The organism is Citrobacter sp. Cpo126, from assembly GCF_030332445.1.
GTDB classification, from domain to species: domain Bacteria; phylum Pseudomonadota; class Gammaproteobacteria; order Enterobacterales; family Enterobacteriaceae; genus Citrobacter; species Citrobacter portucalensis.
The window spans coordinates 350,057-375,502 of sequence record NZ_JAOWHT010000043.1; the positions used below are offsets into that span (position 1 = coordinate 350,057).

25 protein-coding genes and 1 tRNA gene are annotated in these 25,446 nt (G+C 54.5%); 21 read left to right on the forward strand and 5 right to left on the reverse strand.

All coding sequences use genetic code 11. The features are described from left to right. The first annotated feature begins 103 nt into the window (after positions 1–103). The 5 genes from apbE (at position 104) to mgtE (ending at position 6,211) form a co-directional block, all read left to right on the forward strand. A complete protein-coding gene (apbE, locus tag OGY17_RS22210; RefSeq protein ID WP_008785309.1) occupies positions 104–1,156 on the forward strand; it encodes an FAD:protein FMN transferase ApbE in 1,053 nt (350 codons plus the stop codon). A gap of 79 nt (positions 1,157–1,235) precedes the next feature. Then, the gene (gene ada / locus OGY17_RS22215; RefSeq protein ID WP_008785307.1) at positions 1,236–2,300 is read left to right on the forward strand and encodes a bifunctional DNA-binding transcriptional regulator/O6-methylguanine-DNA methyltransferase Ada; all 1,065 of its coding nucleotides are present in this window, start codon (positions 1,236–1,238) and stop codon (positions 2,298–2,300) included. After that, positions 2,300–2,950, forward strand: coding sequence for a DNA oxidative demethylase AlkB (gene alkB, locus OGY17_RS22220; protein WP_008785306.1), 651 nt, complete (start codon positions 2,300–2,302; stop codon positions 2,948–2,950). The genes ada and alkB overlap by 1 nt, the downstream gene beginning before the upstream one ends. A gap of 75 nt (positions 2,951–3,025) precedes the next feature. Then, a complete protein-coding gene (locus OGY17_RS22225; RefSeq protein ID WP_008785305.1) occupies positions 3,026–4,669 on the forward strand; it encodes a multidrug ABC transporter permease/ATP-binding protein in 1,644 nt (547 codons plus the stop codon). Between the two features lie 105 nt (positions 4,670–4,774). Continuing rightward, entirely contained in the window at positions 4,775–6,211 is a 1,437-nt protein-coding gene (gene mgtE, locus OGY17_RS22230; protein WP_008785304.1) for a magnesium transporter, read from the forward strand. Here the strand turns inward: mgtE and OGY17_RS22235 are convergent. After that, positions 6,174–7,421: a SulP family inorganic anion transporter gene (locus tag OGY17_RS22235; protein ID WP_008785303.1), complete on the reverse strand. Its 1,248-nt coding sequence runs from the start codon at positions 7,419–7,421 to the stop codon at positions 6,174–6,176. The genes mgtE and OGY17_RS22235 overlap by 38 nt on opposite strands. A gap of 278 nt (positions 7,422–7,699) precedes the next feature. Between OGY17_RS22235 and mqo the strand changes: the two genes are divergently transcribed. Beyond that, positions 7,700–9,361, forward strand: coding sequence for a malate dehydrogenase (quinone) (gene mqo, locus OGY17_RS22240; protein ID WP_003834639.1), 1,662 nt, complete (start codon positions 7,700–7,702; stop codon positions 9,359–9,361). 96 nt (positions 9,362–9,457) lie between these two features. Here the strand turns inward: mqo and eco are convergent, their stop codons facing one another. Further along, positions 9,458–9,955 (reverse strand): serine protease inhibitor ecotin, encoded by a 498-nt coding sequence (eco, locus tag OGY17_RS22245; RefSeq protein WP_048216405.1) that lies wholly within the window; start codon positions 9,953–9,955, stop codon positions 9,458–9,460. 413 nt (positions 9,956–10,368) lie between these two features. Here eco and napF point away from each other — a divergent pair, with 413 nt between their 5' ends. The 15 genes from napF to OGY17_RS22320 all read left to right on the forward strand — a co-directional run bounded on the left by napF (position 10,369) and on the right by OGY17_RS22320 (position 22,554). Then, positions 10,369–10,860 carry a ferredoxin-type protein NapF gene (gene napF / locus OGY17_RS22250; protein ID WP_286608359.1) on the forward strand — a complete coding sequence of 164 codons (492 nt, stop codon included), beginning with the start codon at positions 10,369–10,371 and terminating at the stop codon, positions 10,858–10,860. After that, complete coding sequence (gene napD, locus OGY17_RS22255; protein WP_003027560.1) at positions 10,850–11,113, forward strand: chaperone NapD; 264 nt, start codon at positions 10,850–10,852, stop codon at positions 11,111–11,113. The genes napF and napD overlap by 11 nt, the downstream gene beginning before the upstream one ends. Next, a complete protein-coding gene (napA, locus tag OGY17_RS22260; RefSeq protein ID WP_286608361.1) occupies positions 11,110–13,596 on the forward strand; it encodes a nitrate reductase catalytic subunit NapA in 2,487 nt (828 codons plus the stop codon). The genes napD and napA overlap by 4 nt, the downstream gene beginning before the upstream one ends. 6 nt (positions 13,597–13,602) lie before the next feature. Beyond that, on the forward strand, positions 13,603–14,298 hold the full coding sequence (gene napG, locus OGY17_RS22265; protein ID WP_286608363.1) for a ferredoxin-type protein NapG: 696 nt from the start codon (positions 13,603–13,605) through the stop codon (positions 14,296–14,298). Continuing rightward, on the forward strand, positions 14,285–15,148 hold the full coding sequence (gene napH / locus OGY17_RS22270) for a quinol dehydrogenase ferredoxin subunit NapH (RefSeq protein ID WP_003027552.1): 864 nt from the start codon (positions 14,285–14,287) through the stop codon (positions 15,146–15,148). Before napG ends, napH begins: the two co-directional genes overlap by 14 nt. Continuing rightward, positions 15,145–15,594, forward strand: coding sequence for a nitrate reductase cytochrome c-type subunit (gene napB / locus OGY17_RS22275; RefSeq protein WP_003834627.1), 450 nt, complete (start codon positions 15,145–15,147; stop codon positions 15,592–15,594). Before napH ends, napB begins: the two co-directional genes overlap by 4 nt. Positions 15,595–15,603: 9 nt before the next feature. Beyond that, positions 15,604–16,206: a cytochrome c-type protein NapC gene (gene napC, locus OGY17_RS22280; protein ID WP_003027548.1), complete on the forward strand. Its 603-nt coding sequence runs from the start codon at positions 15,604–15,606 to the stop codon at positions 16,204–16,206. A 20-nt stretch (positions 16,207–16,226) separates the two neighbouring features. Continuing rightward, positions 16,227–16,847, forward strand: coding sequence for a cytochrome c biogenesis heme-transporting ATPase CcmA (gene ccmA, locus OGY17_RS22285; protein ID WP_008785298.1), 621 nt, complete (start codon positions 16,227–16,229; stop codon positions 16,845–16,847). Further along, positions 16,844–17,503: a heme exporter protein CcmB gene (gene ccmB / locus OGY17_RS22290; RefSeq protein WP_003027542.1), complete on the forward strand. Its 660-nt coding sequence runs from the start codon at positions 16,844–16,846 to the stop codon at positions 17,501–17,503. The genes ccmA and ccmB overlap by 4 nt, the downstream gene beginning before the upstream one ends. A 76-nt stretch (positions 17,504–17,579) precedes the next feature. Next, positions 17,580–18,317, forward strand: coding sequence for a heme ABC transporter permease (locus tag OGY17_RS22295; protein WP_008785297.1), 738 nt, complete (start codon positions 17,580–17,582; stop codon positions 18,315–18,317). Then, positions 18,314–18,526 carry a heme exporter protein CcmD gene (ccmD, locus tag OGY17_RS22300; protein WP_020996676.1) on the forward strand — a complete coding sequence of 71 codons (213 nt, stop codon included), beginning with the start codon at positions 18,314–18,316 and terminating at the stop codon, positions 18,524–18,526. The genes OGY17_RS22295 and ccmD overlap by 4 nt, the downstream gene beginning before the upstream one ends. Continuing rightward, positions 18,523–19,002: a cytochrome c maturation protein CcmE gene (ccmE, locus tag OGY17_RS22305; RefSeq protein WP_003834619.1), complete on the forward strand. Its 480-nt coding sequence runs from the start codon at positions 18,523–18,525 to the stop codon at positions 19,000–19,002. The genes ccmD and ccmE overlap by 4 nt, the downstream gene beginning before the upstream one ends. Continuing rightward, on the forward strand, positions 18,999–20,954 hold the full coding sequence (locus OGY17_RS22310; RefSeq protein ID WP_204558305.1) for a heme lyase CcmF/NrfE family subunit: 1,956 nt from the start codon (positions 18,999–19,001) through the stop codon (positions 20,952–20,954). Before ccmE ends, OGY17_RS22310 begins: the two co-directional genes overlap by 4 nt. Then, positions 20,951–21,508: a thiol:disulfide interchange protein DsbE gene (gene dsbE, locus OGY17_RS22315; protein WP_003834613.1), complete on the forward strand. Its 558-nt coding sequence runs from the start codon at positions 20,951–20,953 to the stop codon at positions 21,506–21,508. The genes OGY17_RS22310 and dsbE overlap by 4 nt, the downstream gene beginning before the upstream one ends. After that, a complete protein-coding gene (locus OGY17_RS22320; protein WP_032944027.1) occupies positions 21,505–22,554 on the forward strand; it encodes a cytochrome c-type biogenesis protein CcmH in 1,050 nt (349 codons plus the stop codon). The genes dsbE and OGY17_RS22320 overlap by 4 nt, the downstream gene beginning before the upstream one ends. A 96-nt stretch (positions 22,555–22,650) precedes the next feature. On the opposite strand, the gene narP is transcribed toward OGY17_RS22320, so the two are convergent. The 3 genes from narP to yejM form a co-directional block, all read right to left on the reverse strand. After that, the gene (narP, locus tag OGY17_RS22325) at positions 22,651–23,298 is read right to left on the reverse strand and encodes a nitrate/nitrite response regulator protein NarP (RefSeq protein WP_003834605.1); all 648 of its coding nucleotides are present in this window, start codon (positions 23,296–23,298) and stop codon (positions 22,651–22,653) included. A 208-nt stretch (positions 23,299–23,506) separates the two neighbouring features. Beyond that, a tRNA-Pro gene (locus OGY17_RS22330) sits at positions 23,507–23,583 on the reverse strand. Between the two features lie 74 nt (positions 23,584–23,657). Then, positions 23,658–25,418: an LPS biosynthesis-modulating metalloenzyme YejM gene (gene yejM, locus OGY17_RS22335; RefSeq protein WP_003834595.1), complete on the reverse strand. Its 1,761-nt coding sequence runs from the start codon at positions 25,416–25,418 to the stop codon at positions 23,658–23,660. Positions 25,419–25,446 lie beyond the last annotated feature (28 nt).

Genomic DNA, 25,446 nt, shown 5'->3' on the forward strand with positions numbered 1-25,446 from the left:
TCTATAAAAGGCCCTGCGGGGCCTTTTTTAATGTCGTTTTTTCGCCGTACAAACAACGATTTTTGGTGTACTCTTGCGCCCGTTCGCATGAGGATAATTACGTATGGAAATGAATTTTTATCGCGCAGCACTGATGGCTGTGACGATCTTTTTTGTCGGGTGCGATGAGGCCCCGAAACCTGCTCAGACCACAATTCCTGCCACGGTTCTGAAAGGTAAAACGATGGGTACTTTCTGGCGGGTCAGTGTGGTAGGCGTAGATGACAAACGCGCCAGGGAACTGCAGGCCAAGATCCAGACTCAGCTTGATGCCGATGATCAACTGCTCTCCACCTATAAAAACGATTCTGCGTTAATGCGCTTTAACCTGTCGAAAAGCCTGTCGCCGTGGCCGGTTAACGACGCCATGGCGGATATCGTGACTTCGGCGCTACGCATTGGTGCAATAACCGATGGGGCCATGGATATCACCGTGGGGCCGTTAGTCAACCTGTGGGGCTTTGGCCCGGATCAGCAGCCGTTGCATATTCCCACCCAAGCGCAAATTGACGCTGCAAAAGCGCAAACCGGGCTTTCTCATCTGAAAGTTGTGAATGAAGCGCATCAGAACTACCTGCAAAAAGACTTGCCGGATCTGTATGTTGATCTCTCGACCGTTGGTGAAGGGTACGCCGCCGATCATCTGGCTCGATTGATGGAGCAAGAGGGGATCTCCCGTTATCTGGTTTCCGTTGGTGGTGCGCTGAACAGCAGGGGAATGAATGCTGAAGGGCATCCGTGGCGAGTGGCAATCCAGAAACCCACCGATCGTGAAAACGCGGTGCAGGCGATTGTCGACATTAACGGGCACGGCATTAGCACCTCCGGCAGCTACCGGAACTATTATGAGCTGGACGGTAAGCGCCTTTCCCATGTTATCGATCCACAAACCGGTCGCCCGATCGAACATAATCTGGTGTCCGTAACGGTGATTTCGCCAACGGCTCTGGAAGCCGATGGCTGGGATACAGGATTGATGGTGCTTGGCCCGGAAAAGGCCAAAGAAGTCGTGCGTCGTGAAGGGCTGGCGGTCTATATGATTGTGAAAGAGGGTGAGGGGTTTAAAACCTGGATGTCGCCGCAGTTTAATAGCTTTCTGGTCAGCGAAAAAAATTAAAAAGCAAGATTGCGGGTTTTTATGCCCGACGATGGGGACACACTGAGGCTAAGCGCTATGCTTAACAAAGGAGTCCGAAATGAAAAATCGTTTACGCATCACTGACGATGACCGTTGGCAGTCCGTTGTGGATCGCGACGTTGACGCCGACGGTCAGTTTGTTTTTGCCGTCCAGACCACCGGTATTTTCTGCCGTCCGTCCTGTCGGGCAAAACATGCGCTGCGCAAAAATGTCCGTTTTTTCGCCGATGCTCAGCAGGCGCAGGCTGCCGGGTTTCGCCCCTGTAAGCGCTGCCAGCCGGATAAAGACAGCGCGCAACAGCATCGGCTGGAGAAAATAGCCCGCGCTTGTCAGTTGTTGGAGCAAGAGTCACCTCTTACGCTGGACGAGCTGGCACAGCAGGTGGCGATGAGCCCGTATCACTTGCATCGTCTGTTTAAAGCCACGACGGGCATGACCCCGAAAGTGTGGCAACAATCATGGCGTGCTCGCCGTCTGCGTGATGCCCTGGCGAAAGGTGTTCCGGTTACACAGGCGATTCTCAATGCCGGATTCCCCGACAGCAGCAGCTACTATCGCAAAGCCGATCAAGCATTAGGCATGACGGCAAAGCAATTTCGTAAAGGTGGCGACAACGTTTCTGTACGCTATACCCTCGCAGATTGCGCTCTGGGTCGCTGTCTGGTGGCGGAAAGCGAGCGGGGTATCTGCGCGATCTTGCTTGGCGATGATGACGCTACGTTGGTTGCGGATCTTCATGCGCTGTTTCCCGCCGCGCAGGATGTTCCTGCAGATGCCAATTTTCAGCAGCGCGTGCGCGAAGTGATCGTTGCGATCAACTCGCGTGACGCGTCGCTATCGCTACCCCTGGATATTCGGGGAACAGTCTTTCAGCAGCAGGTGTGGCAGGCGCTGCGCACAATTCCGTGCGGTGAAACAGTGAGCTACCAACAGCTGGCCAGCGCCATCGGCAAACCGAAGGCGGTGCGCGCGGTGGCCAGTGCCTGTGGGGCCAACAAACTGGCGATTGTTATCCCGTGTCACCGGGTGATCCGTGGCGATGGCGCACTTTCGGGCTACCGATGGGGTATTGCGCGCAAAGCGCAGTTACTGCAACGGGAAGCTACTGGCGAGGAAACATAATGCTCGATCTCTTTGCGGATGCGAAACCCTGGCAGGAGCCGCTGGCGTCAGGTGCGGTTATTCTCCGACGTTTCGCTTTTGACTCTGCGCCCACTTTACTTCAGGCGATAGCGGCTGTCGCCAGACAGTCGCCGTTTCGCCAGATGGTGACGCCCGGCGGCTATACAATGTCGGTGGCGATGACCAACTGCGGTCATCTGGGCTGGACGACGGATCAGCATGGCTATCTTTATTCTCCGTTTGATCCACTCACCGGCACGCACTGGCCGCCGCTGCCGGATGCGTTCGCTGATCTGTGCCAACAGGCGGCGACGGCGGCGGGCTATGCTGATTTTCAACCCGATGCCTGCCTGATTAACCGCTACACGCCAGGGGCAAAACTGTCCTTACATCAGGATAAAGACGAGCCCGACCTGCGGGCGCCGATTGTCTCTGTGTCGCTGGGGCTACCGGCCATCTTTCAATTTGGCGGCTTGCGCCGTAATGACCCTTTAAAGCGTTTACTGCTGGAACACGGCGATGTCGTGGTATGGGGCGGTAATTCGCGGCTGTTTTATCATGGGATCCAGCCGCTTAAGACGGGGTATCATCCGTTGACCGGAGACTGTCGTTACAATCTGACTTTTCGCCAGGCTGGTAAAAAAGAATAAAAATAAGAATTATTATTGCTGTCAGCGAAGAGATGTTTAAACTGCGGGCTGTTATTACTTGTCCGGGTTGTGTGCATGGAACTTTTACTTCTTGTCTGGCGGCAGTATCGCTGGCCATTTATCAGCGTGATGGCGCTCAGCCTCGCCAGCGCCGCGTTGGGGATTGGGCTGATTGCGTTTATCAACCAGCGCTTGATCGAAACGGTCGACACCACGCTGATGGTGCTACCGGAGTTTCTTGGCCTGCTGCTGTTGTTGATGGTTGTCACCCTCGGTTCTCAGCTGGCGTTGACCACGCTGGGTCACCACTTTGTCTACCGCCTGCGTAGCGAATTTATCAAACGAATTCTGGATACTCACGTCGAGCGTATTGAACAGCTTGGCAGCGCCTCGTTGCTGGCCGGTTTAACCAGTGATATCCGCAACATCACCATCGCCTTTGTTCGTCTGCCTGAGCTGGTGCAGGGGATTATCCTGACCATAGGATCGGCGGCGTATCTGGCGATGCTGTCGACCAAAATGCTACTGGTAACGGCAGTCTGGATGGCAATCACCATCTGGGGCGGATTTGTGCTGGTGGCGCGGGTGTATAAACACATGGCCACCTTGCGCGAAACTGAAGACAAGTTGTACAACGATTATCAGACGGTGCTGGAAGGGCGCAAAGAGCTGACGCTTAACCGCGAGCGCGCCGAGCATATCTTTAATCAGATGTACGTCCCGGATGCCAAAGAGTATCGCCACCATATTATCCGTGCCGATACCTTCCACCTGAGCGCGGTTAACTGGTCGAACATTATGATGCTGGGTGCCATTGGCCTGGTGTTCTGGATGGCTAACAGTCTGGGATGGGCTGATACCGCCGTGGCAGCGACCTATTCTCTGACGCTGTTATTCCTGCGAACACCGTTGCTCTCTGCCGTTGGCGCGCTGCCGACACTGCTCACGGCACAGGTGGCGTTCAACAAGCTGAATAAATTCGCACTGGCACCTTTTAAGGCCGAATTCCCACGCCCAACCGCGTTTCCCAACTGGCAAACGCTGGAGCTGCGCAACGTGGTTTTTCACTATCAGGATAATGCGTTTTCCGTAGGGCCGGTGAATCTGACGATTCATCGCGGTGAACTGATCTTTCTGATTGGCGGTAACGGTAGCGGGAAATCTACGCTGGCGATGTTACTGACCGGTCTGTACCAGCCGCAGTCAGGCGAAATATTGCTTGATGGTAAGGCCGTTGCCGTTGAAAAACCGGAAGACTACCGCAAGCTCTTCTCCGCCGTGTTTACCGACGTCTGGCTGTTCGACAAACTGCTGGGGCCGGAAGGTAAAGAGGCTAATCCGCAGCTGGTCGCGAAGTGGCTGGAACATCTGAAGATGGGTCATAAGCTGGAGCTGAGCGATGGTCGTATCCTCAATCTGAAGCTGTCGAAAGGGCAGAAGAAACGCGTGGCGCTGCTGCTGGCCCTGGCGGAGGAGCGCGACATCATTCTGCTGGACGAATGGGCCGCCGATCAGGATCCCCATTTCCGCCGGGAGTTCTATCAGGTGCTATTGCCTTTGATGCAGGAAATGGGGAAAACCATTTTCGCCATCAGCCACGACGATCACTATTTTATTCACGCCGATCGTCTACTGGAAATGCGTAACGGACAGTTGAGTGAACTGTTGGGCGATGAACGTGACGCCGCCTCGCGCGACGCGGTGGCTCGCACAGCCTGATCCATCGTGCCGCCGGTTTTTTAGCCACCCGGCGGCACTGTTTATTGTTATTTACATAAATCGGCATCATGATTAATGATATTTCATATCATGGATTTATGATTAATGTCCGTAATAAACAAAAACAGCGCCAGACTGCGTGATGAAGAGCGTGCGCGCCTCATCTGGCTGCTGACCACTGATAAAGCCATTATTTCAACGCTGTTGGGCAAGCTTACCCTGGCTGAGCAATATGACGTCGGTACGTTAGCCGACGATATTGCTGAGGTAGGGGCGCTGGTGGCCCACCTGCCACCGCCTGACCTCGCCGATACCCTCGAAGCTTTGCCCTCTGAAGAGCGCCACGCCCTGTGGCGACTGGTCGAAAATGAAAAGCGCGGTAACGTCTTGCTTGAGGCGTCTGAAAACGTCTGGGACGACCTGATCGATGAGATGAGCGACCGCGAGCTGCTGGATGCGCTGCAATATCTCGATATCGATGAACAGATTTACCTGGTGCAGCATTTGCCTCGTAACCTTACCGGTCGTCTGCTGGCGACGTTACCGGCAGAGGAGAGGACGCGCGTCCGCCAGGTGCTGCACTACGAGAAAAATAGCGTCGGCGCGATCATGGAGTTCGAGGTCATCACTGTGCGTCCGGACGTGACGCTGGAAGTGGTGCAACGCTATCTGCGGCGGCTGGGGAAAATGCCGGAGAACACCGATAAACTTTTCGTGACCGATCGCAATAAAGTGCTGGTTGGCGAACTGACGCTAACCTGCATTTTACTCAATGATGTGCAGCGAAAAGTCAGCGAGGTGATGGAAGATGACCCGCTCACCTTTTCTCCTGAAGATATCGCCGAAAACGCTGCGCGTACCTTCGAACGCGACAACCTGGTCAGCGCCGCGGTGGTTGACCCTTCCGGTAAACTGATGGGCCGTTTAACCATCGATGAGATCGTTGACGTTGTCTATGAAGAAACCGACACCGATCTGCGTCGAATGGGGGGCTTAAGCGCCGAAGAGGACGTGTTTGCGCCTGTTACCAAAGCGGTAAAAACCCGCTGGGCGTGGTTGGCCGTTAACCTCTGTACCGCCTTTATCGCCTCGCGGGTGATCGACGGCTTTGAACATACGATTTCGCAACTGGTGGCGCTGGCCTCGTTGATGCCGATTGTGGCGGGTATCGGCGGCAATACCGGGAATCAAACTATCACTATGATCGTCCGCGCGCTGGCGCTGCAAAATATTCAACCGGGGAACCTGACGTTTCTCATCCTGCGCGAGATGGGCGTGGCGCTAATCAACGGCCTCGTGTGGGGCGGGATTATGGGTGGCATTACCTGGTGGCTGTACGATGATATGGCGCTCGGTGGTGTGATGACTCTGGCGATGATGCTCAATCTGCTGATGGCGGCGTTGATGGGGGTTATCATTCCGATGACGATGGTGAAGCTCGGGCGCGACCCGGCGGTCGGCTCGAGCGTCATGATAACCGCTATCACTGATACTGGTGGTTTCTTTATTTTTCTCGGTCTGGCAACGCTGTTTCTGATGTAGTTGTCCGTTTGCGTCTGACGATACGCGGCAGAATGAGCATCGTCATCACCCCGGCAACCACGCCAATCGCCAGGTTGCCGGTAGAAACCGTGGCAGCGACGGTCACCAGCATCACCAGCGTTTCAGTGACGGGGAGTTTCGTCAGCGTGGTGGGCTGGATGCTGTGCCAACTGAAGGTTTTTACCGCCACAATTACCATAATACCTGCCAGTACCGACATGGGTATTTCTGCCATCACTTCGCTTAACCCTGTGACTAACAGGAGTAATACCAGTCCGGCGGCAACCGTCGAGACGCGGCTGCGTCCTTTGCCCATCTCGACGTTAACGATGGTTTGACCAATCATCGCGCACCCGGCGATGCCGCCATAAAATCCGGCCAGAATATTGGCTATCCCCAGCCCGGCACTCTCGCGATTTTTATTCGACGGCGTCACCGTCAGGTCATCCACCAGACGGGCGGTTAACAGCGACTCCATCAAACCAACAAAAGCGATACTCAGCGCGCAGGGCCAGATAATCGCCAGCGTTTGCAGGTTGAGCGGAACCAACAACTGGGTGAAACCCGGCAGGCCGCCGCTCATTGAACCTTCATCACCGACGGTCGGTAACAGTTGCCCGCTGGTGACAGTGAACACGGTTAGCAGCACGATGGCGATAAGCGGTGCGGGAATTGCTTTAATAAACCGCGGAACCCACAGCACAATCAGCAGCGTCAGGACAAACAGCCCCCAGATGAGCGGGCTTTTGCCCCAGAAATGCGGGACCTGGGCAAAGAAAATCAATATACCCAGCGCGTTAACAAAGCCAGTCATCACGGCCGTAGGGATGAATCGCATCAGACGTGCCATTCCCAATACACCAAACAGGATCTGAATCATCCCTGCCAGCACCACTGCAGGCAGGATGTATTGCACGCCGTGTTGATGCACCATCGGACCAATCACCAGCGCGACAGATCCTGCAGCGGCGGTAACCATTGCGGGACGACCGCCTAAAAAAGACATCGCCAGGCACAGTACGACAGAGGCGATCAGACTGACTTTAGGATCAACGCCTGCGATCACGGAAAACGAGATTACTTCCGGGATCAGCGCCAGGGCGGTTACCACACCGGCCAGCGTTTCGCGAACCAGCAGACGGGGTTGGCGGAGCACGGCACGGGTCGCGTGTTCAGCGACTGCGGCAGAGGAATGTTGAGTTGCAGACATAGTTACACTCAGGTCAAAAATGGCCTGATACAGCAGACCGACAGGCATCCGTGCGGTGAATAGCAAAGCGCAGCATAGTACCCGTCAGATGGACCGGTTTCCAGAAATGATTGTCAATAACCGCATAAATTATCAACGTATTAATAACATTTTTAAAAATTAAATATAATTTATAAACTTTATTTAATTATTTTTACTTAAGTGTTACCGTTGATGCCGCTCGATTTTCACCTGCATTAAAAGCAAAAAAGCGATACTAAAAGTAAGGCATTAACATTATGAAAAAAGTGACTGCCATGCTCTTCACCATGGCCGTTGGGCTGAATGTTGTCTCGATGGCGGCAAAAGCGAAAGCGGCGGAAGAGCAGGAAACGGATGTACTGTTGATTGGCGGCGGCATCATGAGCGCCACGCTGGGAACCTATTTACAGGAGCTGGAGCCGCAATGGTCAATGACCATGGTTGAGCGACTGGATGGTGTAGCGCAGGAAAGCTCAAACGGCTGGAATAACGCCGGAACCGGCCACTCCGCACTGATGGAGCTGAACTACACGCCTAAAAAGGCCGACGGTAGCATCAGCATTGAAAAGGCAGTCGAAATTAACGAAGCCTTCCAGATTTCCCGCCAGTTTTGGGCCTATCAGGTCAATAATGGCGTAATGCATGAACCACGCTCGTTTATCACCACCGTTCCGCACATGAGTTTTGTCTGGGGTGACGAGAACGTGAACTTCCTGCGTGCCCGTTACACCGCACTGCAGCAGAGCACGCTGTTCCGTGGTATGCGCTATTCCGAAGACCACGCGCAGATCAAAGAGTGGGCGCCGCTGGTCATGGAAGGTCGCGATCCGCAGCAGAAAGTCGCAGCAACGCGTACCGAGATTGGTACTGACGTGAACTACGGCGAAATCACCCGCCAACTGATTACCTCATTGCAGAAAAAGCCCAACTTTGCGCTGCAGTTGAGCACCGAAGTGCGTGGCTTTAAGCGTAATGCCGATAATAGCTGGACGGTCACGGTCGCCGATCTGAAAAATAACGAAGCGGAACACGATATCAAGGCGAAGTTTGTCTTTATCGGTGCCGGTGGCGCTGCGCTGAAGCTGTTGCAGGAAACCGACATTCCGGAAGCGAAAGGCTATGCCGGATTCCCGGTGGGCGGGCAGTTCCTGGTTGCAGAAAATCCGGATGTGGTCAATCGCCACCTGGCGAAAGTGTACGGTCAGGCCTCCGTTGGCGCGCCGCCGATGTCTGTACCGCATATCGATACCCGTATCCTTGATGGCAAGCGCGTTGTGCTGTTTGGGCCATTCGCGACATTCTCCACCAAGTTCCTGAAGAATGGTTCATTGTGGGATCTGCTCAGCTCGACCACCACCTCGAACTTTATGCCGATGGTCAACGTGGGTCTGGATAACTTCGATCTGGTGAAATATCTGGTGAGCCAGGTGATGCTCAGCGACGACGACCGTTTTGCTGCGCTGCAAGAGTACTATCCACAGGCGAAAAAAGAAGACTGGCGTTTATGGCAGGCGGGCCAGCGTGTGCAGATCATCAAAAGCGATGCGGAGAAGGGCGGCGTGTTGCGTCTGGGTACTGAGGTCGTCAGCGATAAAGAAGGCACGATTGCTGCGCTGCTGGGAGCTTCTCCGGGCGCATCAACCGCGGCACCGATCATGCTACATCTGATGGAAAAAGTGTTTAAAGATAAAGTAGCCAGCCCCGAGTGGCAGGCGAAGCTGAAAACCATTATTCCGTCTTATGGTACTAAGCTGAACGGTAACGTTGAGGCTACGGAACAAGAGTTGCAGTACACCAGTGAGGTTCTGGGTCTGAAATATGACAAGCCGCAGGTTGCTGATGAAGCGCCGAAACCACAGCTGAAACCTCAGGCACAACCGCAGCCTGAACAGAAAGCCGTCGCGGATATCGCGCTGTAAAATAAAATGCCGGATGGCGCTGCTGCGCTTATCCGGCATTGTTTATGCGTCTGTATGCCGGATAAGGCGGTACGCTGCCATCCGGCACATTCTCACTTAGCGCGCGACTGCGTCCTGAATTTTGTCTTCCGCTTTCCAGATACGGTATTTAACGTCCACGTTTTCCGGGGTATAGACCACAATCGGCAACTTGCTGTTGTAACGCAGCATGCCGTCATCACCCAGATGCGCAGTAATGAATTTCTTCTCTTTCTTACCGTCCGGGCAGGCCATCATGGTTGAAACCGGAGACGTAACTTTGTCAAAGACATAGTAGTCATATCCCCAACCCTCCAGCGTTTTGCTGTCCAGTTCTCCGCCCAGGCGGTGTTGGTTACAGTCAACTTCCAGCGTTTGTCCGATCAGCAGTTCTACTTTCAGAGTAGATTCATCTTTCTCAGGGGTAAGCTGGATAACCTGGCGCTTCATACCCTTTTCCGCCTTGGGATAAGGGGCGACTTTTTCCAGCGGCTGAGCGGCGGTATCGTTACTGGCAGCCCATGCAGAGGTGCTGGCAAAGGCGGCGAAAAGTACGGCAGGGACAATTGTCTTCATCTTATTGTTCACAGTGTTTCCTTTCTTCTGTCTTATGAACGAGTCTGTAGCAGGTTAACATATTTGGATAATCTATTAATCTGGATTTACTTATATTTAAAGTGTATTAGGTAGCGTTTCGTTGCCATGATAGCGATATATCCTAGGAATTATCCTAATATTGAGATCTTTGTCTTTTTGAGTAAGTCGTTATATACATTGTTATATAACTCATTGAAATGTGAGCAAAAGCGCATTTTTTCCCGCCAACTCAACACTCCTTTGATCCGGCAACAGCATTTACCCCAATTGGGGTATGCACCTCTAACACATCCTGAAATATCTTACGGCTAAAAATAACTACTCATAAATAGTGCAGTTTTTTATGTCGTTCAACCCGCCGAGGGAGGGCGTCATTATGGAAGGACAATGTCATGGTTGATTTATCCCGTCGAGGCATGTTGACAGGCAGTTGGCGAAACGCCAGCGCAGGGATTCGTCCGCCGTGGAGCAAGGAAGACTCTCACTTTCCGGCCCATTGCCTCCGTTGTGACGCCTGCATCCAGGCGTGCGAAACCGACATCCTGCAGCGAGGCCAGGGTGGTTACCCGAGCGTAAATTTCAAACACGGCGAGTGCAGCTTTTGCTATGCCTGCGCAGAAGCCTGTCCCGAATCACTTTTTCTTCCGCGCCACACCAGGGCATGGGATCTGAATTTTACGATTGGGGAAAACTGTCTCGCACATCAGTCCGTTGAATGTCACCGCTGTCAGGATAGCTGTGAGCCCATGGCAATAACCTTTCGCCCCACGCTTTCCGGCATTTATCAGCCGCAGCTCGACAATCAGGACTGTAACGGATGTGGCGCCTGTGTCGCTATCTGCCCGGTATCAGCCATTAACGCGGAGTACAACCATGGACAATAACTGGCAGGTCTGCAGCCTGGTCGTTCAGGCCAAAAGCCAGCATATCAACGATATCGCCACGCAGTTGCGTTCCTTTCCCGGTTGCGAAGTTGCACTCAGCGATGTGGAAAGTGGTCAGTTGATTGTGGTGGTGGAAGCTGAGCAAAGTGAAACGCTAATGAAAACAATTGAGTCAGTACGCAACGTTGCGGGCGTACTGGCGGTGTCGCTGGTTTATCACCAGCAGGATGAGCAAGGTGAGGAAACACCATGAAACTCAGTCGTCGTAGCTTTATGAAAGCTAACGCCGTTGCGGCCGCTGCGGCGGCTGCCGGGTTAAGCGTGCCGGGCGTTGCCCGCGCGGTAGTCGGTCAGCAAGAAGCCATCAAATGGGACAAAGCCCCGTGCCGTTTTTGCGGGACGGGCTGTGGCGTATTGGTCGGAACGCAGCAAGGGCGTGTTGTGGCATGCCAGGGCGATCCGGATGCGCCGGTTAACCGTGGGCTTAACTGCATCAAAGGTTACTTCCTGCCGAAAATCATGTACGGAAAAGACCGTTTAACGCAGCCGATGCTGCGCATGAAAGACGGCAAGTATCACAAAGAAGGCGAGTTCACCCCGATTAGCTGGGACCAGGCCTTTGACGTGATGGAAGAGAAATTCAAAACGTCGATGAAAGAGAAAGGCCCTGAGTCTATCGGTATGTTCGGCTCTGGCCAGTGGACGATTTGGGAAGGTTATGCCGCTGCCAAATTGTTTAAAGCGGGTTTCCGTTCCAATAACATCGACCCGAACGCACGTCACTGCATGGCCTCAGCGGTAGTCGGCTTTATGCGTACCTTTGGTATGGATGAACCGATGGGCTGCTATGACGATATCGAACATGCGGATGCCTTCGTCTTGTGGGGCGCGAATATGGCGGAGATGCACCCGATCCTGTGGTCGCGCATCACCAACCGTCGTCTGTCCGATCCTAATGTTAACGTCGCGGTTCTTTCCACCTTCCAGCACCGCAGCTTTGAGCTGGCGGATAACGGTATGGTCTTCACGCCGCAAACCGATCTGGTGATCCTCAACTACATCGCGAACTACATTATTCAAACCAATGCGATTAACCAGGATTTCTTTAGCAAGCACGTTAACTTGCGTAAAGGCGTGACGGACATCGGCTACGGTCTGCGTCCAACCCATCCGCTGGAAAAAGCGGCGAAAAACCCGGGATCCGATGCTTCTGAACCGATGAGCTTTGAGGATTACAAAGCCTTCGTTGCTGAGTACACGCTGGATAAAACCGCCGAAATGACCGGCGTACCGAAAGATCAGCTGGAACAGCTGGCGCAGCTGTATGCCGATCCGAAGAAAAAAGTTATTTCCTACTGGACGATGGGCTTTAACCAGCACACCCGCGGCGTGTGGGCCAACAACCTGGTCTATAACCTGCACTTGCTGACCGGCAAAATCTCCCAGCCAGGCTGCGGCCCGTTCTCTCTGACCGGCCAGCCTTCCGCATGCGGCACCGCGCGTGAAGTCGGTACGTTCTCCCACCGTCTGCCTGCGGACATGGTGGTAACGAACGAAAAACACCGCGATATCTGCGAGAAGCACTGGAATATTCCGTCAGGGACCATTCCGGCAAAAGTTGGTCTGCACGCCGTGGCGCAAGACCGTGCGCTGAAAGATGGCAAGCTCAATGTCTACTGGGCGATGTGTACTAACAACATGCAGGCCGGTCCGAACATCAACGAAGAGCGTATGCCGGGCTGGCGCGATCCGCGTAATTTCATCATCGTCTCCGATCCGTACCCGACGATCAGCGCCCTGTCGGCTGACCTGATCCTGCCGACCGCGATGTGGGTAGAGAAAGAAGGTGCCTACGGTAACGCAGAACGTCGTACACAGTTCTGGCGTCAGCAAATTAAAGCGCCGGGCGAATCGAAATCGGATCTGTGGCAACTGGTGCAGTTCTCTCGTCGCTTCAAAACAGAAGAAGTATGGCCGGAAGACCTGCTGGCACAAAAACCGGAACTGCGCGGTAAAACGCTTTATGACGTGCTGTTTGCTACGCCAGCAGTAACGAAATTCCCAGTGACTGAACTGGCTGAAGATCAACTGAACGATGAATCCCGCGAGCTGGGCTTCTATCTGCAAAAAGGGTTGTTCGAAGAGTACGCCTGGTTTGGCCGCGGTCACGGGCACGATCTTGCGCCATTTGACGATTACCACAAAGCGCGCGGTTTACGCTGGCCGGTCGTTGAGGGTAAAGAGACCCAGTGGCGCTACAGCGAAGGCAACGACCCTTACGTGAAAGCAGGTGAAAGCTACAAGTTCTACGGTAAACCGGACGGTAAAGCGGTTATCTTCGCGCTGCCATTTGAGCCTGCTGCTGAAGCGCCGGATAAAGAATATGACCTGTGGCTGTCTACCGGACGAGTGCTGGAACACTGGCATACCGGCAGTATGACGCGTCGTGTGCCTGAACTGCACCGTGCTTTCCCGGAAGCCGTGCTGTTTATCCACCCGCTGGATGCAAAAGCACGCGATCTGCGCCGTGGCGATAAGGTCAAAGTGATTTCCCGTCGTGGCGAAGTGATTTCGATTGTTGAAACACGCGGTCGTAACCGTCCGCCGCAGGGGCTGGTGTACATGCCGTTCTTCGATGCCGCACAGCTGGTGAATAACCTGACGCTGGATGCGACGGATCCGCTCTCCAAAGAGACGGATTTCAAGAAGTGCGCCGTGAAACTGGCGAAGGTGTAACGCGTTATGTCCCGGTCAGCAAAACCCCAAAATGGCCGCCGCCGCTTTCTGCGCGATATGGTTCGCGCAGCGGGCGGGCTGGCCGTTGTTGGCGTGGCGCTGGGGTTGCAACAACAAACCGCACGCGCAACCGGCGTGCGGTTGCGCCCGCCTGGTGCACTGAGCGAGGAGGCATTCGCCAGCGCCTGCGTACGTTGCGGTCAGTGCGTTCAGGCATGTCCCTATGACACGCTGAAGCTGGCAACGCTGGCCTCCGTGCTGGCGGCCGGTACGCCATATTTTGTCGCCCGTGATATTCCTTGCGAAATGTGTGAGGACATTCCGTGTGCCAAAGTCTGCCCGAGCGGCGCGTTGGACAGGGAAATTGAATCCATTGACGATTCGCGTATGGGGCTGGCGGTACTGCTGGATCACGAAAACTGCCTCAACTATCAGGGATTGCGCTGCGACGTTTGCTATCGCGAGTGCCCGAAAATTGATGAGGCGATCACCCTGGAGCTGGACCGCAATATGCGTACCGGCAAGCATGCGCGGTTTATTCCGACCGTGCACAGCGATGCCTGTACCGGCTGTGGGAAATGCGAAAAAGTCTGCGTACTGGAACAGCCAGCAATAAAAGTACTGCCGCTGTCGCTGGCGAAAGGGGAGTTAGGACACCATTACCGCTTCGGTTGGCTGGAGGGGAACAATGGCAAATCGTAAACGTGATGCCGGGCGTGAAGCGCAGGCAAAAAAAGGATGGTGGAAGAGTCATCGCTGGCTGCTGCTGCGTCGTTTGAGTCAATTTCTGATACTGGCGATGTTCCTCAGCGGCCCGTGGCTTGGCGTGTGGATCCTGCATGGCAACTACAGTAGCAGCCTGTTGCTGGACGCTATCCCGTTCACCGATCCGCTGATTACTCTGCAAAGCCTGGCCAGCGGGCATCTGCCGGCGACGGTGGCGTTAACGGGAGCAGCTATCATCACGGTGCTGTATGCCCTGGCCGGTAAGCGACTGTTTTGCAGTTGGGTTTGTCCCATGAACCCGGTTACCGATTTAGCCAGTTGGTTGCGCAGAAGGTTTGACCTGAATCAGTCCGCAACCCTGCCGCGCCATATACGGTACGTCCTGCTGGTGGTTATCCTGGTCGGTTCCGCCCTGACCGGTACGCTTTTGTGGGAGTGGATAAATCCAGTCTCTCTGCTTGGACGGAGCCTGGTAATGGGATTCGGTAGCGGAGCGCTGCTGATCCTCGCGCTGTTTTTATTTGATTTACTGGTCGTTGAGCATGGCTGGTGCGGGCATCTTTGCCCACTGGGTGCGCTGTATAGCGTGGTGGGAAGCAAAGGGGCATTAACCGTTTCGGCAAAAGAACGTAACAGATGTAACCGCTGTATGGATTGTTTTCATGTTTGCCCGGAACCGCATGTGCTACGTGCGCCGGTGCTGGATGAGCAAAGTCCGGTGCAGGTAACCAGCCGCGATTGCATGGCCTGCGGTCGCTGCGTGGATGTCTGTTCTGAGGATGTTTTTACAATAACAACACGATGGAGTTCGGGAGCGAAATCATGAAAAGCCATGACCTGATTAAGACGCTGTGTCAATGGACGGCCCTGCTTGCCCTGGTCGTCAGTGGGGCCGTTTGGGCTGCAAATGGAGTGGATCTGAGCCAGTCACCGGAAGTCTCAGGAACACAGGAAGGGGCGATTCGCATGCCGAAAGAGCAAGAGCGCATGCCGCTGAACTATGTGAATCAGCCGCCGATGGTTCCGCATAGCGTTGAAGGGTATCAGGTGACGACTAACACTAACCGCTGCCTGCAATGCCACGGTGTGGAAAGCTATCGCACTACCGGTGCGCCGCGCATCAGTCCGACGCACTTTATGGACAGCGACGGCAAGGTATTGGCTGAAGTTGCGCCGCGTCGTTATTTCTGCCTGCAATGTCACGTTCCGCAGGCTGACGCCGCGCCGATTGTTGAAAATACCTTCACCCCCTCGAAAGGTTACGGGAAATAAGAGGTCATTATGGAAAATTCTAACCGTAAACCAGGCTGGATTAAGCGCGTCTGGCAATGGTGGCGTCGCCCCAGCCGTCTGGCGCTCGGCACGCTGTTGTTAATCGGCTTTGTGGGCGGCATTATTTTCTGGGGCGGCTTTAATACCGGTATGGAAAAGGCCAATACAGAAGAGTTCTGCATTAGCTGTCACGAAATGCGCAATACGGTATACCAGGAATACATGGAAACCGTACACTACAACAACCGCAGTGGTGTGCGAGCGACTTGCCCTGATTGCCACGTCCCGCATGAGTGGGGCCCGAAAATGATTCGTAAGATCAAGGCCAGTAAAGAGCTGTACGCGAAAGCACTGGGGCTGATAGATACACCGCAGAAATTTGAAGACCATCGTTTGACGATGGCGCAAAATGAGTGGCGGCGTATGAAAGATAATAATTCGCAAGAGTGCCGAAACTGTCACAACTTCGAGTTTATGGATTTAACCGCCCAGAAAGGCGTTGCGGCCAAAATGCACGACCAGGCCGTGAAAGACGGGCAAACCTGTATTGACTGTCATAAAGGGATAGCGCACAAACTGCCTGATATGCGCGAAGTCAAACCGGGCTTTTAACAGGATGTAGATAACCAGGTATGCTTGAAGCCAGAGAATTACTTTGCGAGCGAGATGACAGAATACTGTTCAGCAATCTGTCATTTCGCGTCAACGCAGGGGAATGGGTACAAATTACCGGCAGCAACGGCGCAGGGAAAACTACTCTGCTGCGGTTGCTTACCGGGCTGGCGCGTCCCGATGCAGGGGAGGTTTGCTGGCAAGAGCAGCCGCTGCATCACGTGCGGGACAGCTACCATCAGCAACTGCTGTGGATCGGACATCAGCCGGGGATAAAAACCCGGCTTTCGGCGTTGGAGAACCTGCGTTTCTTCCATCATGACGGCGACATTGCACAGTGTCTGGCTGCGCTGGCACAGGCGGGACTTGCCGGATATGAAGATATTCCGGTGAACCAGCTCTCCGCCGGACAACAGCGGCGCGTGGCGCTGGCCCGTTTGTGGCTGACCCGCGCCCGGCTGTGGATCCTCGATGAACCCTTTACCGCCATTGATGTGAACGGCGTTGAGCGACTGACTCAGCGTATGGCGCAGCATACGGAGCAGGGCGGTATTGTTATTCTCACCACCCACCAACCGCTCAATGTCGAAACCGATAAAGTGCGACGTATTGCGCTGACCAGCGAGAGGGCAACGCAATGATGTGGCGAATCTTCCGTTTAGAACTGCGAGTTGCGTTTCGTCATAGTGCGGAAATCGCCAATCCTTTATGGTTCTTCCTGATTGTTATTACGCTGTTCCCCCTAAGCATTGGGCCGGAGCCGCAGCTACTGGCGCGCATTGCGCCGGGCATCATTTGGGTTGCGGCGCTGCTGGCGTCATTGCTGGCGCTGGAACGCCTGTTTCGTGATGATCTGCAGGACGGCAGCCTTGAGCAACTGATGCTGCTGCCGTTACCGCTACCGGCCGTGGTGCTGGCGAAAGTGATGGCGCACTGGGTCGTGACCGGCCTGCCGCTGTTGATTCTCTCGCCGCTAGTGGCGCTGCTGCTGGGCATGGATATGTACGGCTGGAAAATTATGGCGCTGACGTTGTTACTCGGAACGCCGACGCTGGGCTTCCTCGGTGCGCCGGGTGTGGGGCTGACGGTGGGCTTAAAGCGCGGCGGCGTGTTGTTAAGCGTGCTGGTGCTCCCGCTCACCATACCCTTACTGATTTTTGCAACCGCCGCGATGGATGCGGCTTCTATGCACTTACCGGTTGAAGGGTACATGGCAATTCTGGGCGCGTTGCTGGTCGGCAGCGCCACGTTAAGCCCGTTTGCCACAGCCGCGGCGTTACGGATAAGCGTGCAGTAACGAGAATTAGATGTGTAGGCCGGGCAAGGTGCTCTGGCACAACGGATTTTAATTTATGGAGTCTGGTGACTGAACTATGTGGAAAACACTTCATCAATTGGCGATGCCCCCTCGGCTCTATCAGATCTGTGGCTGGTTTATCCCGTGGCTGGCGATTGCCAGCGCGGTGGTACTGATAACGGGATGGGGCTGGGGCTTTGGTTTTGCGCCTGCGGACTATCAGCAGGGACAGAGCTATCGCATTATTTATCTGCACGTTCCGGCGGCAATCTGGTCGATGGGCATTTATGCCTCGATGGCCGTTGCCGCGTTTATCGGCCTGGTCTGGCAGATGAAAATGGCCAATCTGGCGCTGGCTGCGATGGCGCCGATTGGTGCAGTGTTTACCTTTATTGCGCTGGTGACGGGCTCCGCATGGGGCAAACCGATGTGGGGAACCTGGTGGGTCTGGGATGCCCGACTCACCTCTGAACTGGTGCTGCTGTTTCTCTACGTGGGTGCCATTGCGCTGTGGCATGCCTTTGACGACCGCCGTCTGGCAGGTCGTGCCGCCGGTATTCTGGTGCTGATTGGCGTGGTCAACTTACCGATTATCCACTATTCGGTTGAGTGGTGGAATACGCTGCATCAGGGTTCTACCCGCATGCAGCAAAGCATCGATCCGGCGATGCGTACGCCGCTGCGTCTGGCGATCGTCGGCTACCTGTTACTGTTTGTCACGCTGGCGCTGATGCGCATGCGTAACCTGATTTTGATGATGGAAAAACGCCGCCCGTGGGTGAGCGAACTGATCTTAAAAAGAGGCCGCCAATGACCCCTGCATTTGCATCATGGAGTGATTTTTTCGCGATGGGCGGCTACGCCTTGTATGTCTGGCTTGCCGTAGCGATGAGCGTTATCCCGCTGGTGGTGCTGGTACTGCATTCCGCGTTACAACATCGCGCAATTTTACGCGGTGTGGCGCAGCAGCGGGCGAGAGAAGCGCGTATGCGTGCGGCGCAAGTGCAACGGGAGGCGGCGTGAATATTCGACGTAAAAATCGGTTATGGATAGCCTGTGCGGTACTGGCGGGTCTGGCATTGACCATTACGCTGGTGCTTTATGCGCTGCGTTCTAATATTGACCTGTTCTATACGCCGGGAGAGATACTCTACGGTAAGCGCGAAACGCAGCAGATGCCCGAAGTCGGTCAGCGCCTGCGCGTGGGCGGAATGGTGATGCCCGGTAGCGTAAAGCGCGATCCGCAGTCGTTGAAGGTGAATTTCAGTATCTATGACGCCGAAGGTGTGGTGGATGTCACCTACGAAGGCATTCTGCCGGATCTGTTCCGCGAAGGGCAGGGTGTCGTTGTTCAGGGCGAACTGGACGAAGGAAATCATGTGCAGGCCAAAGAGGTTCTTGCCAAACATGATGAGAATTACACCCCGCCGGAAGTCGAAAAAGCGATGCAGGAAAACCATCGTCGCCCGGAAAGTGTTTATAAGGATAAAACGTCATGATGCCTGAAATTGGCAATGCGCTGTTGTGCCTTGCGCTCGGCGTGGCGTTACTACTGTCGGTCTATCCGCTGTGGGGCGTAGCGCGCGGCGACGTGCGAATGATGGCCTCCGCGCGGCCTTTTGCCTGGGTTCTGTTTATCTGCGTGATGGGGGCGTTCCTGATTCTGGTCAACGCCTTCGTGGTTAATGACTTTACCGTCACCTACGTTGCCAGCAACTCCAATACCCAGCTTCCGGTCTGGTATCGGGTGGCAGCAACCTGGGGTGCCCATGAAGGCTCTCTGCTGCTATGGGTTTTGCTGATGAGCGGCTGGACGTTCGCCGTTGCGGCATTCAGCCAGCGTATGCCGCTGGACATCGTTGCCCGCGTGCTGGCGGTAATGGGGATGGTAAGCGTTGGCTTTCTGCTGTTTATTCTGTTTACCTCCAATCCGTTTGCCCGTACGTTGCCCAACTTCCCTATTGAAGGGCGCGACCTGAACCCGCTATTGCAGGATCCGGGACTGATTTTCCATCCGCCGTTACTGTACATGGGGTATGTCGGCTTCTCCGTGGCCTTTGCGTTTGCGATTGCCGCGCTGATGAGCGGACGACTGGACAGTACCTTCGCCCGTTTTTCGCGTCCGTGGACGCTGGCGGCGTGGGTGTTCCTGACGCTGGGTATTGTGCTCGGTTCGGCCTGGGCCTATTACGAGCTGGGCTGGGGCGGTTGGTGGTTCTGGGATCCGGTTGAGAACGCCTCGTTTATGCCATGGCTGGTGGGAACGGCGCTGATGCACTCGCTGTCGGTAACCGAACAGCGTGCCAGCTTTAAAGCCTGGACGCTGCTGCTGTCAATCTGCGCATTCTCGCTGTGCCTATTGGGTACTTTCCTGGTACGCTCCGGCGTGCTGGTATCGGTGCATGCCTTCGCCTCCGATCCGTCGCGCGGGATGTTTATTCTGGCCTTTATGGTATTGGTGATTGGCGGCTCCCTGCTGCTGTTTGCGGTGCGCGGTCACAAGGTCCGCTCACGGGTGAACAACGCGCTGTGGTCGCGTGAATCTCTGCTGTTGGGCAACAACGTTCTGCTGATTGCCGCCATGCTGGTGGTGCTCTTGGGCACGCTGCTGCCGCTGGTGCACAAACAGCTGGGTCTGGGCAGTATTTCGATTGGTGAACCGTTCTTCAACACCATGTTTACCTGGCTGATGGCGCCGTTCGCGCTGTTGCTGGGAATTGGGCCATTAGTGCGCTGGGGCCGTGACCGACCGCGTAAACTGAAAACGTTACTGATTATCGCGTTTGTCACCACGCTTGTTCTGTCGCTGCTGCTGCCGTGGTTGTTTGAGGATCGCATTGCCGCTATGACGGTGGTTGGGCTGGCGATGGCATGCTGGATATTCGTGCTGGCGATGTCCGAAGCATTCCTGCGTGTTTCCCGCGGAACGAAATTAACACCAAGCTATTGGGGCATGGTGTCGGGCCACGTTGGGCTGGCGATAACTATTGTCGGTATTGCCTTTAGCCAGAACTACAGCGTTGAACGCGATGTGCGCATGAAAGCAGGTGATAGCGTCAGTATCCATAACTATCAGTTCACGTTCCGCGAAGTGAAAGATATTACCGGACCTAACTACCGCGGTGGTGTCGCCATTATTGGCGTTACCCGAGATGGTAAACCGGAAGCCACGCTGCATGCGGAAAAACGCTTCTATAACAGCACCAGTTCGATGATGACCGAAGCGGCAATTGACGGCGGGCTCACGCGCGATCTGTACGCCGCGCTGGGTGAAGAACTGGATAACGGCGCATGGGCTGTGCGTCTGTACTACAAACCGTTTATTCGCTGGATTTGGGCCGGAGGATTGCTGATGGCGCTGGGCGGATTGTTCTGCCTGTTTGATCCACGCTATCGTCAGCGCACGCGTCCTCGCGCCGCGGTGCAAAAAAATGCGTCGGAGGCTGTATGAAGCGCAACGCACTGTTAATTCCGTTTATTATTTTTCTGATCATTGCAGCGGCGCTGCTGTGGCAGCTGGCGCGTAACGCTCAGGGAGACGATCCCACGAATCTGGAATCGGCGCTGATCGGCAAACCCGTTCCGACATTTCGCCTGGAGTCGCTGGAGAATCCGGGTCAGCATTATCAGGCCGATGTGCTGACCCAGGGCAAACCGGTACTGCTGAACGTCTGGGCGACCTGGTGCCCGACCTGTCGCGCCGAACATCAGTATCTGAACCAGCTATCTGCACAAGGCGTGCGGGTGGTGGGTCTGAACTATAAAGACGATCGTCAGAAAGCCATTGTCTGGCTGAAAGAGCTGGGCAATCCTTACTCATTAAGCCTGTTTGACGGCGACGGTATGCTCGGTCTGGATCTTGGCGTGTACGGCGCGCCGGAAACGTTCCTGATCGACGGTAAAGGTATTATTCGCTATCGCCATGCCGGTGATTTGAATGCCAGGGTGTGGGAGAGCGAGATCAAACCGTTGTGGGATAAGTACAGTAAGGAGGCTGCGCAATGAGATTTTTACTGGGCCTGCTGATGCTGGTTATCTCGGGATCTGCGCTGGCGACCATCGATGTGATGCAGTTTAAGGATGAAGCGCAGGAGCAGCAGTTCCGTCAGCTTACCGAACAGCTGCGCTGTCCTAAATGTCAGAACAACAGTATCGCCGATTCTAACTCGATGATTGCCACCGACCTGCGCCAGAAAGTGTACGAACTGATGCAGGAAGGGAAAAGCCAGAAAGAAATTGTCGATTATATGGTGGCGCGCTACGGCAACTTTGTCACCTACGATCCGCCGTTGACGCCGCTTACTGTGCTTTTGTGGGTGATGCCGGTGGTAGCGATTGGTTTGGGCGGCTGGATTATTTTTGCCCGTACTCGCCGACGCGTCCGGGTGAAGCTTGAAGAGTTTCCTGACGACGTTATCCCGGATGGCAAGCGCGGTGGATTTGGGTTGTTTGTGCCCGGCATCGTGGTGGCGCTGATCGTTGGCGCGGTGAGCTATTATGAAACCGGCAGCTATAAGCAGGTTCAGGTCTGGCAGCAGGCCACCGCTCAGGCTCCGGCGCTGCTGGAACGCGCGTTGGATCCGAAAGCTGACCCGCTCAATGAAGAAGATATGACACGTCTGGCGCTGGGGCTGCGCACGCGTTTACAAGCCGATCCTACAAACGTTGAAGGTTGGATCATGCTTGGGCGTATTGGCATGGTACTCGGTAACGCCAGTACGGCCACTGAAGCCTATGCCAATGCCTATCGACTGGATCCTAAAAACAGCGATGCGGCGCTGGGTTATGCGGAAGCACTGACCCGTTCATCCGATCCTGACGATAATCGCAGGGGAGGGGAGCTGTTACGCCAGCTGGTGCGCGGTGAACATGCCAACGTGCGGGTTCTCAGCATGTACGCGTTTAACGCTTTTGAACAGCAGCGCTTTGGTGAGGCGGTTGCGGCATGGGAGATGATGCTGAAATTATTACCGGCCAATGATACCCGTCGGGCGGTGATAGAACGCAGCATTAAGCAGGCGATGGAGCAGCTAACGCCGCAGGAGAAGTAAGAGTCCAGATTGCCCGAAGGCATGCTGCTTTCGGGCCTGTGCGTGCTTTGTAGGCCGGATAAGACGCTGTTGCGTCGCCATCCGGCATCTCATTGATTACTGCATGCCGCGTGTTTGCAAAAACAGGATGGTGGCAGCAACGCGAGAACGCACGTTGAGTTTGCGCAGCAGGTTACGAATATGCACCTTCACCGTCTGTTCGGAAATATTCAGTACCGACGCAATCTGTTTATTCGACAGCCCCTGAGCCAGCTCGTGTAACACATCCAGCTCGCGTTCGGTGAGAATGCTGAATGGATCTTCCTGCGCACCAAACAGGTCACGTTCGCGCAGATATTCGCTAACACGAGCGCTAAACGCTTTACCACCTTTTGCGCCGTTACGAATGGCTTCCAGCAAGACTTCGGGATCGCTATCTTTCAGTAAATAACCATCCGCGCCGGCATCAATTAAGGCGTACACATCGCTGGCGGCATCCGATACGGTAAGAATAATAATTTGCGCGGTGACGCCGTCCCGACGCAGCGCATTCAGGGTGTCCAGCCCGCTCATACCTTTCATATTGAGATCCAGCAGGATCACATCAAGGTCCAGACGGTTTGCCAGATCGATAGCACTTGCGCCGTCGCCTGCTTCAGCGACTACGTCAAATGCGGGATCCAGTTGCAATAATTGACTAATTCCCCGCCGCATGAGCGGGTGGTCGTCGACAATCAGCACCCGAAAAGGCGTTACTTCAGGCATACTATTCTCCTGAGCTTTTATTAGTATCATTATTGTTTTCAGCGCATCAATCGTCCAGATTCATCGCGCTGATGAGAGGATGAATTTTACCCCAATTTGTGCATGGGTAAGTAGTAAAACCTGTGCTGAAGGCTGCTGTAAAACTCAGGAATGCGGAATCGCAGACATAAAAAAACCAACCACAAGGGTTGGTTTTTTTGGGGATTTTTGGTCGGCACGAGAGGATTTGAACCTCCGACCCCCGACACCCCATGACGGTGCGCTACCAGGCTGCGCTACGTGCCGACGCTATGGCTGCTAATACTACTGCTTTCCGCTACGAATGCAAGAGGATGCCTCACTAACTGATTTATAATTAATCAGTTAGCAATAAATCGTTTCTCATCCGTCAGAACCTGTAGCAGCAGGCTGAGCTGCGGTTTCTGATCTTTTATTTTCTCGCCACGTAAATCATAGGTCTGATAATTTCCGTTGTTGTTCAGCACCAGCGTCATCTCTGGCGTAGTCACTGCCATCGTGCTGCCGTCGGCGGCGGTCACCCAGTAATGGCGACGTGTAGCATTGAACAAATCCTGCCCCTGCGAGTATTCGTTAGCCGGCGTGCTGACATGCAGCAGGCGCTGCATCAGCGTCGTCATCAGGTCTGTATGATCGGTCAGGCTATTGATACGCTGGGCAGGTGTTCCCGGCCAGTGAATCACCAGAGGAACCTGCAGATGACCGCGCGACCAGGCAAAGTTGTTCTCTTCCTGAGTCAGCGGCACACCGCGACCCGCGGTAATAATCACCACCGTGTTGTCCAGTTTACCCGAGTCGCGCAGGGCGCTAAGAACACGGTTAATATTGGCATCCACATCCTGAGCGGCGCTGGCGTAGCGTTTGGCAAAGTTCTTCTGGTTACTGTCATCAAGGTTTGTCCCGTTAAAGGAGACCCAGGAGAACCAGCGATTATCTTCCTGCGCGTAGCGTCCCAGCCAGTTAATCCATTGGCTTGCGGTTTGTTCGTCTGATTGCGTTTGCACGCTCGGCATGGAGAAATCTGACAGTAGCGCCTGACGATAAAGCGGACTGGTAAAGCCATCCGAGGAGAATAGCCCTAACTGATAACCCTGCTGGTTCAGTGCAGAGATCAGCGCCGCAGGCGTTCGGGTCGACAAAATACCGTCCATGTAGCTTGGCGATACACCATAGAACAGGCCAAAGATCCCGTTATCCGTGGTGTTGCCTGAGCTCATGTGACGCGTAAAGGAGATATTCTGCCCGGCAAACTCAGCCAGCGCAGGCATCTGTTTTTCAAAGCGTGAGTAGTTCAGGCCGTCTACGGTGATCAGCAGAACGTTCTGGCCAGTCCCCATATCGCGATAGTGCAGTTCGCTGAGCGGGTACTGCACGGAAACCGCTTCCGGATTGCCCTGTTCGATCAGGCGACGCTGATACTCTTGCGCATCCAGCAGGCCATGTTTTTCCAGAAACTTACGCGCCGTCATCGGGTAAGAGAGTGGCAGGTTTGCGCGCTGCATGGTAATCGGGCGATAGAAATTGGCATCTGCCCAGATATACACCACATGCGAGGCGATAAAAGAAACGAAGAAGAATGCCGCTAACGGTTTGGCGAAATGGCGACGACGCGTCAGGCTGCGCAGCTTTTGCCAGCTCCAGGTCGCAAACAACATTTCTATTAACAGGATAACCGGCACGCTGATAAACAACAGTTGCCAGTCACGCGCCGCTTCATTCTGGTCAGGGTTAATGACCAGTTCCCAGACGATCGGGTTGAGGTGCAGGTGGAAGCGAGTGAAAACTTCGCTGTCGATTAACAACAGCGTCATGCCAGCCGTCGCCAGAATAGCTGATAAGAATCTCATCAGCCTCTGGGACATGACGATAAACGTCAGGGGAAACAGGATTAGCAGATAGGTGGCAAACACCAGAAAGCTAAAATGCCCGACAACGCTCAGGTAGGAATATACACGACCTGCAAGGGTTGTCGGCCAGTCGGCGACAAACAGGTAACGGCTACCGAGAACCATGGCCAACAGAATGTTGAACAAGGCAAACCAGTGCCCCCAGCTAACCATCTGGGAGACTTTCTCACGGTAGCGCTGACGATGAGTTACCATAAACTGTTGTTCGTTTCCCCGGAGCAGG

Coding starts and splice junctions, on each gene's coding strand:
- ccmB (WP_003027542.1), top strand. CDS start 16,844: ATGATGTGGCGAATCTTCCGTTTAGAACTGCGAGTTGCGTTTCGTCAT.
- napF (WP_286608359.1), top strand. CDS start 10,369: ATGGTTGATTTATCCCGTCGAGGCATGTTGACAGGCAGTTGGCGAAAC.
- ada (WP_008785307.1), top strand. CDS start 1,236: ATGAAAAATCGTTTACGCATCACTGACGATGACCGTTGGCAGTCCGTT.
- yejM (WP_003834595.1), bottom strand. CDS start 25,418: ATGGTAACTCATCGTCAGCGCTACCGTGAGAAAGTCTCCCAGATGGTT.
- mqo (WP_003834639.1), top strand. CDS start 7,700: ATGAAAAAAGTGACTGCCATGCTCTTCACCATGGCCGTTGGGCTGAAT.
- eco (WP_048216405.1), bottom strand. CDS start 9,955: ATGAAGACAATTGTCCCTGCCGTACTTTTCGCCGCCTTTGCCAGCACC.
- napC (WP_003027548.1), top strand. CDS start 15,604: ATGGAAAATTCTAACCGTAAACCAGGCTGGATTAAGCGCGTCTGGCAA.
- dsbE (WP_003834613.1), top strand. CDS start 20,951: ATGAAGCGCAACGCACTGTTAATTCCGTTTATTATTTTTCTGATCATT.
- napB (WP_003834627.1), top strand. CDS start 15,145: ATGAAAAGCCATGACCTGATTAAGACGCTGTGTCAATGGACGGCCCTG.
- napD (WP_003027560.1), top strand. CDS start 10,850: ATGGACAATAACTGGCAGGTCTGCAGCCTGGTCGTTCAGGCCAAAAGC.
- OGY17_RS22235 (WP_008785303.1), bottom strand. CDS start 7,421: ATGTCTGCAACTCAACATTCCTCTGCCGCAGTCGCTGAACACGCGACC.
- narP (WP_003834605.1), bottom strand. CDS start 23,298: ATGCCTGAAGTAACGCCTTTTCGGGTGCTGATTGTCGACGACCACCCG.
- OGY17_RS22225 (WP_008785305.1), top strand. CDS start 3,026: ATGGAACTTTTACTTCTTGTCTGGCGGCAGTATCGCTGGCCATTTATC.
- ccmD (WP_020996676.1), top strand. CDS start 18,314: ATGACCCCTGCATTTGCATCATGGAGTGATTTTTTCGCGATGGGCGGC.
- napG (WP_286608363.1), top strand. CDS start 13,603: ATGTCCCGGTCAGCAAAACCCCAAAATGGCCGCCGCCGCTTTCTGCGC.
- apbE (WP_008785309.1), top strand. CDS start 104: ATGGAAATGAATTTTTATCGCGCAGCACTGATGGCTGTGACGATCTTT.
- mgtE (WP_008785304.1), top strand. CDS start 4,775: ATGTCCGTAATAAACAAAAACAGCGCCAGACTGCGTGATGAAGAGCGT.
- OGY17_RS22295 (WP_008785297.1), top strand. CDS start 17,580: ATGTGGAAAACACTTCATCAATTGGCGATGCCCCCTCGGCTCTATCAG.
- alkB (WP_008785306.1), top strand. CDS start 2,300: ATGCTCGATCTCTTTGCGGATGCGAAACCCTGGCAGGAGCCGCTGGCG.
- OGY17_RS22310 (WP_204558305.1), top strand. CDS start 18,999: ATGATGCCTGAAATTGGCAATGCGCTGTTGTGCCTTGCGCTCGGCGTG.
- OGY17_RS22320 (WP_032944027.1), top strand. CDS start 21,505: ATGAGATTTTTACTGGGCCTGCTGATGCTGGTTATCTCGGGATCTGCG.
- napA (WP_286608361.1), top strand. CDS start 11,110: ATGAAACTCAGTCGTCGTAGCTTTATGAAAGCTAACGCCGTTGCGGCC.
- napH (WP_003027552.1), top strand. CDS start 14,285: ATGGCAAATCGTAAACGTGATGCCGGGCGTGAAGCGCAGGCAAAAAAA.
- ccmA (WP_008785298.1), top strand. CDS start 16,227: ATGCTTGAAGCCAGAGAATTACTTTGCGAGCGAGATGACAGAATACTG.